The 10,950-nt window shown below is 67.6% G+C and carries 10 protein-coding genes and 1 pseudogene; 5 read left to right on the top strand and 6 right to left on the bottom strand.

All coding sequences use genetic code 11. From position 1 onward, the window contains the following. Positions 1-115: 115 nt before the first annotated feature. The gene (locus B3098_RS14235; RefSeq protein ID WP_286897268.1) at positions 116-1,054 is read left to right on the top strand and encodes an ornithine cyclodeaminase family protein; all 939 of its coding nucleotides are present in this window, start codon (positions 116-118) and stop codon (positions 1,052-1,054) included. Between the two features lie 7 nt (positions 1,055-1,061). Here the strand turns inward: B3098_RS14235 and B3098_RS14240 are convergent, their stop codons facing one another. Continuing rightward, positions 1,062-1,997 carry a LysR family transcriptional regulator gene (locus B3098_RS14240; RefSeq protein ID WP_286897203.1) on the bottom strand — a complete coding sequence of 312 codons (936 nt, stop codon included), beginning with the start codon at positions 1,995-1,997 and terminating at the stop codon, positions 1,062-1,064. 97 nt (positions 1,998-2,094) lie between these two features. On the opposite strand from B3098_RS14240, the gene B3098_RS14245 reads away from it, so the two are divergent. Continuing rightward, entirely contained in the window at positions 2,095-3,315 is a 1,221-nt protein-coding gene (locus B3098_RS14245; protein WP_286897205.1) for an MFS transporter, read from the top strand. Positions 3,316-3,372: 57 nt separating this feature from the next. Here the strand turns inward: B3098_RS14245 and B3098_RS14250 are convergent, their stop codons facing one another. Then, on the bottom strand, positions 3,373-4,284 hold the full coding sequence (locus tag B3098_RS14250) for a DUF4261 domain-containing protein (RefSeq protein WP_286897206.1): 912 nt from the start codon (positions 4,282-4,284) through the stop codon (positions 3,373-3,375). Between the two features lie 97 nt (positions 4,285-4,381). Beyond that, positions 4,382-5,284 (bottom strand): LysR substrate-binding domain-containing protein, encoded by a 903-nt coding sequence (locus B3098_RS14255; protein WP_279975909.1) that lies wholly within the window; start codon positions 5,282-5,284, stop codon positions 4,382-4,384. Between the two features lie 122 nt (positions 5,285-5,406). Here B3098_RS14255 and dkgB point away from each other — a divergent pair, with 122 nt between their 5' ends. After that, entirely contained in the window at positions 5,407-6,210 is an 804-nt protein-coding gene (gene dkgB / locus B3098_RS14260; RefSeq protein WP_286897209.1) for a 2,5-didehydrogluconate reductase DkgB, read from the top strand. Positions 6,211-6,258: 48 nt separating this feature from the next. Next, positions 6,259-7,368 carry an alkene reductase gene (locus tag B3098_RS14265; RefSeq protein ID WP_286897211.1) on the top strand — a complete coding sequence of 370 codons (1,110 nt, stop codon included), beginning with the start codon at positions 6,259-6,261 and terminating at the stop codon, positions 7,366-7,368. A gap of 73 nt (positions 7,369-7,441) precedes the next feature. Here B3098_RS14265 and B3098_RS14270 read toward each other — a convergent pair whose 3' ends face one another. Genes B3098_RS14270 through B3098_RS14280 form a run of 3 tightly spaced genes read right to left on the bottom strand, consistent with a single transcriptional unit; the run spans position 7,442 to position 9,338 of the window. Further along, on the bottom strand, positions 7,442-8,098 hold the full coding sequence (locus B3098_RS14270; RefSeq protein ID WP_175123793.1) for a DUF799 domain-containing protein: 657 nt from the start codon (positions 8,096-8,098) through the stop codon (positions 7,442-7,444). Continuing rightward, positions 8,098-8,649, bottom strand: coding sequence for a DUF4810 domain-containing protein (locus tag B3098_RS14275; protein WP_286897213.1), 552 nt, complete (start codon positions 8,647-8,649; stop codon positions 8,098-8,100). Before B3098_RS14275 ends, B3098_RS14270 begins: the two co-directional genes overlap by 1 nt. A gap of 11 nt (positions 8,650-8,660) precedes the next feature. Next, positions 8,661-9,338, bottom strand: coding sequence for a CsgG/HfaB family protein (locus B3098_RS14280; RefSeq protein WP_175123795.1), 678 nt, complete (start codon positions 9,336-9,338; stop codon positions 8,661-8,663). Between the two features lie 295 nt (positions 9,339-9,633). Here B3098_RS14280 and B3098_RS14285 point away from each other — a divergent pair. Next, positions 9,634-10,942 (top strand): annotated as a pseudogene (locus B3098_RS14285) (chloride channel protein). Positions 10,943-10,950: the final 8 nt, after the last annotated feature.

The raw sequence follows: 10,950 nt of genomic DNA on the forward strand, positions 1-10,950 counted from the left end.
GTAAGCGACTCATTGCCCGCGTCATCGCGGGCAATTTTCTTTTGGCGGCCGCGCCCTACACGCTGCTAGACTGCCCGAGGCCCCTTGATTGACCGACCACGCAGGCAACGATCCGATGCGCTTAATCGACACCGAACAGACCCGCAACGCCCTGTCCTTCGACACCGTCATTCCCGCCCTGCGGGACGCCTTCCGCGAAGACGCCACGGTGCCCGCCCGCCACGTGCACGCCATCCAGTCCGGCAACGCGCACGGCACGTCGCTCATCATGCCCGCGTGGAGCGACCGCGGGTATTTTGGCGTGAAGATCATCAACATCTTTCCCGAGAACACGCATCAGGGCCTGCCGGGCCTGCACGCCACGTACAACCTGTACAGCGCCACCACGGGCGTGCCGGTAGCGCAGGTCGACGGCGATATCGTCACCGTGTACCGCACCGCGGGCGCGGCGGCGCTGGGCGCGGACTACCTGGCGCGCGCCGATGCCCGCACGCTGCTGATCGTGGGGTCCGGCCGCATTGCCGGCCTGGTGGCGCAGGCCATGCGCACGGTGCGCCCGATCCAGCGCGTTCTGGTGTGGAATGTGCGGCCGGCCGGCGCGGAGACGCTGGGGGCCAGCTTGCGCGAGCAGGGCTTCGATGCGCAGGCGGTCACTGACTTGCAAACGGCCGCCGGGCAGGCCGACATCGTCAGCTGCGCCACGCTGTCCACCGAACCGCTTATCCATGGCGCGTGGCTGCGCCCCGGCACGCATCTGGACCTGATCGGCAGCTTCAAGCCGGAAATGCGCGAGACCGATCCCGCGTGCTTTGACGGCACCACCGTCTATGTCGATACCGACGAGGCGCCGACCAAGTCCGGCGACCTGCTGTCGGCATTCGACGCCGGCGTGCTGACGCGCGAAGGCATCAAAGGAAACCTGCACCAGCTCGCCAAAGGCGAGGCCCCCGGACGGCGCAACGATCAGGAGATCACGGTGTTCAAGGCGGTAGGTAGCGCGCTGGAAGACCTGACGCTGGCGACGCTGGTGTACGAATCCGTGCGGGACGCGTAGATAGCGATCACGCCCCCGCCAGCTCCATCGGCAGATGCTCGCGCATGATCTCGATGAAGCGCCGCAGGCGCGCCGGCTGAAAACGCGACGGCGCATAGACCAGAAATACGGGCAGGGCATCTGCGCGCCACTGCGGCGCCAGGTGCACCAGGCGGCCGGCGGCCAGATCGGGTTGCATGGCCCAGGCCGAGCCCAGCGCCACGCCCAGTCCCTGGATGGCCGCGTTGCGCAGCGCGTGCAGGCCGTCGGTGGACAGGCGCGGCTGAATGTCGAAAGACTGTCTGTCGCCGCTGCCGCAGTGCGTGAGGGTCACCTCGGTGCGATAGAAAGTGCGCAACGCCAGCCATGGCAGACGCGCCAGATCCGACGGATCCTGCGGAACCGGCCCGCCCGCAAGCAGGTCCGGTGACGCCACGACGATGCGCGGCACCTCGCCCAGCTTCACCGCAATCACTGACGGATCGGTCACCGCCCCGACGCGGATCGCACAATCCACGTTCTCGGCGATCAGGTCCGGCATGCGGTCATGCAGCAGCCACTCCACCCGCATCTTCGGATAACGCTTCAGATACTTCGCCAGCGGCTCGATGAACTGATCCTGGCCGAACACGTGCGGCGCCACCACACGCAGCATGCCCGCCGGGTCGTCGTCCGCGCCGCGCACCTCGCTCTCGAAGGATTGCCAACTGGCCAGCAGCTCCTTGCCGCGCTCGTAGCAGCGCTGGCCGTCTTCGGTCAGGCGGATGGCGTGGGTGGAGCGCTTCAAAAGGCGCACGCCCATGGTGCGTTCCAGCAGTTGCAGGCGGCGGCTGACGGTAGGCTGAGTGCCGCCCATCTGGGCGGCGGCGGCGGACAGGCTGCCGGCCTCGACGATGCGCACGAAGGTTTCGATCAGCAGCATGCGGTCGGTGCCGGCTGCGGCGGGGAGGGCGGAGGCGGTCATACGCCTATCGTATAACGCCTGTACCCGAAGGTCGGCTACCAAAACCCCGGCGGCAAGCCCAGAATCTGCCCCGTACCCAAAGCCACCGGACACCACCATGTCATCCCCCACTTACCACCCCTCCCTATCACGCGGCCTGGTCTTCCTGCTGGCCGTGGGCGCCGGCCTGGGCGTCGCCTCCCTTTACTACAGCCAGCCGATGCTTGGCGTGCTGGGCGCGGACATCCACGCCAGCGCCGAGACGCTGGGCTGGATTCCGACGCTGACGCAGCTGGGCTACGCCTTCGGCATTCTGATGCTGGCGCCGCTGGGCGACCGCTATGACCGCAAGCGCATCATCCTGATCAAGGCCGCCGTGCTGAGCCTGGCGCTGCTGCTGGCCGGCGCGTCGCCGACGATCGGTCTGCTGCTGGCCGCCAGCTTCGCCATCGGCTTGTCCGCCACACTGGCGCAGGACATCGTCCCGGCCGCCGCCCATTTGGCCCCCGCCGACCAGCGCGGCAAGATCGTCGGCACCGTCATGACGGGCCTGTTGCTGGGCATCCTGCTGTCGCGGGTGGTCAGCGGCTTCGTGGCCGAGCAGTTCGGCTGGCGCATGATGTTCGCGGCCGCCGCCGTCAGCATCGTGGCGCTGGGCGCGGCCCTGTGGCGCGGCCTGCCGCGGTTCGAGCCGTCGACGCGGCTGGCCTACAGCGCGTTGCTGGGTTCGCTGCTGACGCTGTGGCGCCAGCACCCCGGCCTGCGCCGCGCCGCCACCGCGCAGGGTCTGCTGTCGCTGGGCTTCAGCGCCTTCTGGTCGACGCTGGCCGTGATGCTGCACGACGCGCCGTTTCACCTGGGCGCGGGCGCTGCCGGCGCGTTCGGTCTTGCCGGCGCGGCAGGCGCCCTGGCCGCGCCGCTGGCTGGCCGCGTGGCCGATACACGGGGGCCGCTGGCGGTCGCCAGCCTGGGCGCCGGCCTGACGATGGTGTCGTTTGCCGCGATGATCTTCCTGCCCTTCCTGCCCACGCATGCCGCGCTGTGGCTCATCGGCGGTGCCGCGGTCGGCTTCGACCTGGGCATCCAGACCTCGCTGATCGCGCATCAAAGCATCGTCTACGGCATCGACCCGGCCGCCCGCAGCCGCCTGAACGCCATCCTGATGACGGGCGTCTTCATCGGCATGGCCGCCGGCGGCGCGTTGGGCAGCCTGGCGCTGGCGCACTGGGGCTGGATCGGCGTGACGCTGACCGCAGCCGGCGCCGCGGCCGCCGCCCTGGCCCTGCGCCTGTGGCCCGCCAGCAACCGCACCGGCGAGGCCAGCCGCTACGCGGCGTGAAGATCGGGCCGGCGTATCACCACGCCGGCCCTTGCCGCTACACCAGCGGGACCTGACTTATTCCGGCGTGTTGATCTGATCCGCCGAGATGATCTCCGCCACCAGCACCTGCCCCGGACCGTCCAGGTAATACTCTTCCTTGGCTGGCTCGCGCAGCTTCATGAAGGCGTCCTCGCCGATCTGCATGGTGTGGCCGGCGGCCAGTTCTGCGCCGCTTTCCAGCATGTAGTTCATGATGTTGTTGAACATGGTCGAGTACATCTCGCCCTCGTCATGTCCCGTCGCCAGCGCCGCGAAATCCGGCAGGCCGAACGCATCGCCGCCATAGGTGCGCATCCACACGCCCTGCACGCCTTCCACTTCATACTTCACGAAGCCGCAATACAGCATGTTCAGCGGCAGCGTGCGCAGGAGGTCCATGCTTTCGTCGCCCAGCGACTCGTCGGCAAACACGCCGGCCGGCAGCGACGTATGCGCATGCTCGTTCAGCACCGCCAGCGCCTTGAAATTAGCCAAGGCGCCCGCCACCGCGGCCATCGCCACGTACTGCTCCAGCGGATCGGTCTCGTAGCCCGCGTAATACAGGATGATGTGGCTCACATGCGCGCGGACTTCGTCCTTCACCGTGGCCGGATAGTGCGACGGCGCCACGCAGGTTTCCAGCGCGTCCTTGGGATAGGGCGCATTGAAGCCCACCAGCCGCACGACATGCTTGTCCCAGCCGGCCATGCCCAGGAATTCCGGCATGTCGGGCGCGATTTCGGCTCGGGCCTGTTGCATCGTCGGGTGATACGCGCGCAGCGCATCGGTCAGCGCCGCCTCGGAAATCGCCAGCGGCGCGGCGAACAGGACCTGCAGGCTCAACGGCTGCGCGATGTCCGGATTCGCCAGCAGGGCGTTGGAATCCGCGGAATCAGCGGCGTCGGTGGGTTCTTCCTTGCGGCCGAAGAAACGGGAGAAGAGGCTCATGCGTGTCCAAGGTTCAAAATAAAAACGGGGACAGTATAAGGATCCCGCTGGCGCATGCATCGCCGAGGTCGCCATTGGATACATCTTCGCGCGCCCGCTACTCCTCGAATCCGCGCGTCCCCACCGTCTCGACCACGAAATCAATGAAGGACTTGATGCGCGACGAGATCGCGGTATTCCGGTAGTACACCGCGTTGATCGGCTGCCGCACTTCCAGCAACTGCTTCACAAACAGCGGCTGCAACGCGCCGCTTGCGCGGTCGCCGCGCGTCATGAAGTCGGACAGGCACACGATGCCGCCATCGTTCAGCGCCAACTGGCGCAGCGTCTCGCCGCTGTGGGCGCGCACCTGCGGCTTGATATGCACCGGCTGCCCGTCCGCGTCCAGCAGCGGCCATTCGTTCAGCGGCTCCAGTTGGGCAAAGCCCAGCAGCACGTGCGAGGCCAGATCCGCTGCGCGCCGCGGCGTACCGTGCCGCGCCAGATAACCCGGGCTGGCCAGCACACGCACGCGGCTCGTGCCCAGCGCCACCGCGTGCAGCGACGAGTCCTTCAGACGCCCGATGCGAAACGCCAGATCGGTGCGCCGCTCCAAGAGGTCGATGTTGCCTTCGTTGCTGGTGAGCTCCAGCTCCACCTGCGGATAGCGCTTGCGATAGGCCGGCACCAGCGGCGCGATGACGTGCAGCATGAAGGGCGACGCCGCATCCACGCGCAAAAGGCCCGCGGGCTGGTTGCGGCGCAGGTTCATCAGCTCTTCGGCCTCCTCGACCGACGCGATGATCCGGCGCGCCTGCTCCAGGTAGGCCTTGCCTTCTTCGGTCAGCGCCAGCCGCCTTGTCGTGCGCCGCATCAGCGTGGTCTGCAGCTTTTCTTCCAGCCGGCTCATGGTGCGGCTGGTGGCGGAGATGGTCTGGCCCAGCACGTCGGCGGCGGCGGTGATGGAGCCGCTGTCCACGATGGCGATGAAGACCTGCATTTCGTCGAGGGTGGTTTTCATATTTGACGTTTTATCAAAAGTATTTCGCCGATACCGGTATTTTTCCGCAAGGATACGGCGGGCACACTACGTCCATTCCCGAACACTGCACGTTCGGCCACGCACACCCCCAGGAGTTTTACATGAGCATCCCCGCCTTTGGCGTCGGCACCTTCCGTCTGCAAGGCCAGACCGTCATCGATTCCGTGCGCAACGCGATGGACGTCGGCTACCGCGCCATCGACACCGCGCAGATCTACGAAAACGAAGCCGAGGTCGGCCAGGCCATCGCCGAATCGAACGTGGCCCGCGAAGACCTGTTCATCACCACCAAGATCTGGGTGCCCAATTACGCGAAGGACAAGCTCGTCCCCAGCCTGAAGGACAGCCTGGCCAAGCTGCGCACCGACTACGTGGACCTGACGCTGATCCACTGGCCCGCGCCGGACAACGGCGTTTCCGTCGACGAATTCATGACCGCGCTGGCCGACGCCAAGGCGCAAGGTCTGACCCGCCAGATCGGCATTTCCAACTTCCCCATCGCGCAAACGCGCGCCGCCATCGCCGCCGTCGGCCGCGAAGAAATCGCCACCAACCAGATCGAGCTCAGCCCCTATCTGCAGAACCACACGCTGACCGCCTTCCTGAAGGAACAGGGCATTCACGTCACCTCGTACATGACGCTGGCATACGGCAAGGTGCTCAAGGATCCGGTCATCGGCCAGATCGCGCAGCGCCACGAAGCCACGCCCGCGCAGGTCGCGCTGGCCTGGGCCCTGCAACTGGGCTATGCCGTGATCCCGTCGTCGACCAAGCGCGACAACCTGGCCAGCAACCTGCTCGCCCAGGACCTGCGCCTGACGGACGACGACATGGCGCAGATCGCCGCGCTGGAACGCAACGGCCGCGAAGTCAGCCCGGAAGGGTTGGCCGCGGCGTGGGATTAACCCGAAGCGGACAGAACCGAACGCGACTGAACTGAACGGAATTCAACCATGCACACGACTGATCCGCTGTTCCAACCGCTGGCGCTGGGCAGCCTGACGCTGCCCAACCGCATCGTCATGCCGCCGATGACACGCTCGCGCGCCACGCAGCCCGGCGATTGCGCCAACGCGCTGATGGCGCGCTATTACGCGCAGCGCGCCGGCGCCGGCCTCATCGTCAGCGAGGGCACGTACATTTCGCCGATGGGCAAGGGCTATGCCGGCACCCCCGGCCTGTGCACCCCCGCCCAGGTGGCCGGCTGGCGCGGCGTTACCGACGCCGTCCACGTTGCCGGCGGTCGCATCTACGCCCAGCTCTGGCACGTGGGCCGGCTGAGCCATACCAGCCTGCTGGGCGGACAGGCGCCGGTGTCGTCGTCTGCGATTCAGGCAGAGGGCGTCAACGTCTTCATCCAGAACGAAGACGGCAGCCCCAACTTCGTGCAGGCCTCGGCGCCGCGCGCGCTGTCGGCAACAGATATCCAGGGCATCGTCGAGGAATACCGCCAGGCCGCGCGCAACGCGATCGCGGCCGGGTTTGACGGTGTGGAGCTGCACGCGGCCAACGGCTATCTGGTCAACCAGTTCCTGGATTCCGAGGCCAACAACCGCACCGACGCGTACGGCGGCTCGCTGGAAAACCGCATCCGCTTCCTGGACGAGGTGGCGCGCGCGCTGGTCGAGACGCTGGGCGATCCGGCCCGCGTCGGCATCCGTCTGGCGCCGCTCACGACGCTGAACGGCTGCGTGGATGCGGACCCCGTCGCCACGTACACCGCAGCCGCCAAGCGCCTGGGCGAGATCGGCGTGGGCTACATCCACATCGCCGAAGCAGACTGGGACGACGCCCCCGACATGCCGCTGTCCTTCAAACAGGCGCTGCGCCGCGCGTATCCCGGCGTGCTGATCTACGCCGGCAAATACACGGCCGACCGCGCACGCGATGCGCTGCAAGCAGGCTGGGCGGATCTGATCGCCTTCGGCCGGCCGTTCGTGGCGAACCCGGACCTGCCCGACCGCCTGCGCAACGACGAACCGCTGGCCGAGCATGACAGGAACACATTGTTCGGCGGCGATGCGCGCGGGTTGACGGACTATCCGGTGTTCGGGGCGCGATAAATCCACACGCCCCAAACGAAGCCGCCCGCGCGCCAGAATTGGCGCGCGGGCGGTAAGCCGTCATCCGGCCGGTTTACTGGGCTTCGTAGCGCGGCGAGCGCGGCCCGTACAGCATGCCGCCAGGCGTGCCGGCGCTGAGCAGTTGCGCGTTCGTCATGCCGGCCACGCTGTAGCTGCGGTCCGTCAGGTTGTTGACCACCTGATCCACCACCGCCTGCACCAGCATGCCGATCAGGCCGCCGTTGCTGTTGTTGTTGGCATGCACCACCTGCTTGGAGCCGCTCCAGAGCTTGGCGCCGTTGCGCAGGTCGAGCAATTCAGCGTCGATCGAGACCGTAACGGTGCTGGCCAGGACGGCGTAGCTGGCGCCGTACTGCTTGACCGTCATGTACAGCGCCGCATCGGCGCCGAAGATCTCGCGCAGCTTCACGGCGGGCAGCTCGTGGATGTCGTCGGGCGACGTCAGGCCGTTCTGCTTGAACGTTTCTTCCATGACGCCAACCGGAATCACGTAGTAGCCGGATTCGGCGAGCGGGCGCGTGGCCTGCGACAGCACGGCCGCGGTGGCCGACACGTCGACCGACGTATTCAGCGGCGGCAGCACCAGGATCGACGCCGGCTTGCTTTCGCGAAACGCGGTGTAGTCGACGTTGTTTTGAGGCGGCGCCACACAGCCGGTCAGCAGCGCCACGATGGCCACGAGGCCGGCGCGCATGAGTTTGTTCATCATCACGATCCCTTCTTCAACGTGCCGGCCTCGGCGGGCGCGGCCGGCGCGGCGGCAGCGGGTTTGACCGAAGCGGGCGATCCTGCGGCGGGCGATCCTGCGGCGGGCGATCCCGCGGCGGGCGCCCCCGCAGCCACCGTACCCGCGCCCTGCGCGGCAACCGTCTGCGGCTTGCCCGCGTTGCGCAGCAGGAAGTCCATGAACGGCGCGGCTTCCGGGAAGGCCGCCTTCTCGCCCTGCATCTGCTCGACGCCCTTGTCGCCGTCGCCCATCTTCATGTAGAGCATGCCCAGATGCGCACGGAAGCCGGGCGGCAGTTCGGCGTTGGACGCGCGCGCCGTCTCGATGTTCTGTTCCATGGCGAGCGTCTGGGTCGCGTAATCGCCGCCGTCGTCCTTCAGGTAGGAATAGACCGAGCCCTGATAGGACTGCCAGCTATACATGGACTTGGGCTGCTGCACGCAGGCCGACAGCACGCCGGCAAGCGCGGCGATCGCCAGTGCGCGGCCCGCGCGCGCGGCGCCCGTGCGGGGCCGGTGGGTATGAATGGTCATCCCGGCCTCCGTCAGTTGCGGGCGGGCTGCCAGGCGCCCTGTTCGATGCCGTCGACCAGGCGGTCCACGGCTTCACGGATCGCCAGGTCCAGCACCTTGCCGTTCAGCGTGGAGTCGTAGCCGGCGGTGCCGCCAAAGCCCACGACTTCGCGGTTGGACAGGCTGTATTCGCCGGCGCCGGACGCGGAATAGACCACTTCCGAGGTCGTGGCATCCACCACGTTCAGGTCGACCTTGGCATAGGCCACCTGTTCCTTGCCGCGGCCCAGAATGCCGAACAGTTGCTGGTCGCCGGTGACCTTGCGGCCGAAGGCCGTCACGTCGCCCGTGACGACGTAGCGCGCGCCCTTGATCTGGGCGGCCTTCTTGTTGAACGCGGCCTCCTGGGCGATCTCGGACAGGTTGTCGCGGTCCATCACCTGGAAGCGGCCGCTGCGCTGCAGGTGGCTGACCAGGATCGTCTTGGCCTGGCCGCCCAGGCGGTCCACGCCGTCCGAGAACACGCCGCGCAGGTAATTGGTGCGGTTGTCGAACTTGCCGACGGAAATGGGGCTGCGCACGCCCGCGTACGGCTTGCTGGCCGCCGCGACGGCCGGCACGGCCACGGCTTGGGAACGCTCGGTGGCGCAACCCGCCACCACGGTGGACAGCAAGGCCAATGCCCCGATCTTTACAACCTTGTTCAACATCTTTTTCTCCAGGCCGCTCCTGGCGCCGTTTGCGGCGGGCGGCATCCGTCCATTGAATTGAACCCGGAGTATATGTACTGAATCACTTGGATACTATTTGAAATAAAGCCCAAATTCCGGTCCTTTTTGACGTTCAACAAGGAAACTGCGGATTACCGCCTAACCAATAAGTATGGTTTTCGGGCGCCGGACGACCAGCGCGGCGGCGCCGGGCCATACACTGCCTCATCGCAGCGCGCGCCAGCCTTTGCACGGCCCTTCGGTCAGCGCGCCAACGACGGGAGCCCCTCCTGGTATGAACGATCCAACGCCCGACGATCCCTCCTGGCTGCGCCCGCGGTTTCTCCTGGCGGTCGTCCTGACCGGCCTGTTCGCCGGTCTGGGCGGCATGCTGCTCGGCATGTTGCTGCACGCCGTCCAGCACCTGGCATACGGCTACGGCGGCGGCCACATCATCAGCCACGAATCCTTTCTTGAAGGCGTACAGGCCGCCAGCGGCCCGCGCCGCGTGCTGGCGCTGGTGCTGTGCGGCCTGGCGGCCGGCGGCGGATGGTGGCTGATCTATCGCTATGGCCGTCCCCTGGTCAGCGTCAAGAAGGCGGTGTCAGACCCCACGCAAGCCATGCCCCCGGCGACAACGATGGCGCACGCCATCCTGCAGATCATCACGGTGGGCATGGGCTCGCCGCTGGGACGCGAGGTGGCGCCGCGCGAAGTCGGCGCGCTGGCGGGCGGGCGGCCGGCTGGCCGCGCTGCTGCGGCTTGCCCCCGCCCAGCACCGGATCGTTATCGCCTGCGGCGCCGGCGCGGGGTTGGCCGCCGTCTACAACGTGCCGCTCGGCGCAGCGCTCTTCGTGCTGGAAGTCCTGCTGGGCTCGTTCGCCTGGCCCGCTGTCATCGCGGCGCTCATTGCCTGCTGCATTGGCGCCGTGGTGGCCTGGGCGGGATTGGGCAACGACATCCAGTACGCCGTACCCGCTATGCAGATCAACGCCAGCCTCGTGGTTTGGGCGATCGCCGCCGGGCCGCTGTTCGGATGCGCGGCCCACGGCTGGCAGCGGCTGACCGCCGCGGCGCGCGCCCAGGCCGCCCGGGGCTGGCAATTGCCCGTGGCCTGCCTGGTCAATTTCACGCTGATCGGTCTGCTTGCCATCTATCTTCCCGCGCTGCTGGGCAACGGCAAGGGGCCGGCGCAACTGAGTTTCGACAATGAACTGACCATCGCCCTGGCCGCCACGCTGGCCGTGATGAAGGTGGTTGTCGTCGCCTGCGCGCTGCGCGCGGGCGCGGAGGGCGGTCTGCTCACCCCCGCCATCGCCGTCGGCGCATCAATGGCCGTCGTGCTGGGCGGCCTATGGAGCCTGGCCTGGCCCGACTCGCCGCCCGGCGCGTTTGCCGTCGTGGGCGCTGCCGCCTTTCTGGCCTCGTCGATGCGCATGCCGCTCACCGCGGTGGTGCTGATCCTGGAATTCACCCGGGTCGACCAGGCCTTTCTTGTCCCCATCATCGTGGCCGTGGCCGGCTCGGTCCTGACCAGCCGCTACCTCGCCGCCCGAGGCGCGCGGCTTGCCGACGCCCCCGCCGCCGCGCGCACCGCTTCCTGAAATTCGGA

Origin of the sequence: Achromobacter sp. UBA2119 (assembly GCF_002331005.1) — a bacterium.
GTDB classification, from domain to species: domain Bacteria; phylum Pseudomonadota; class Gammaproteobacteria; order Burkholderiales; family Burkholderiaceae_B; genus Achromobacter; species Achromobacter animicus.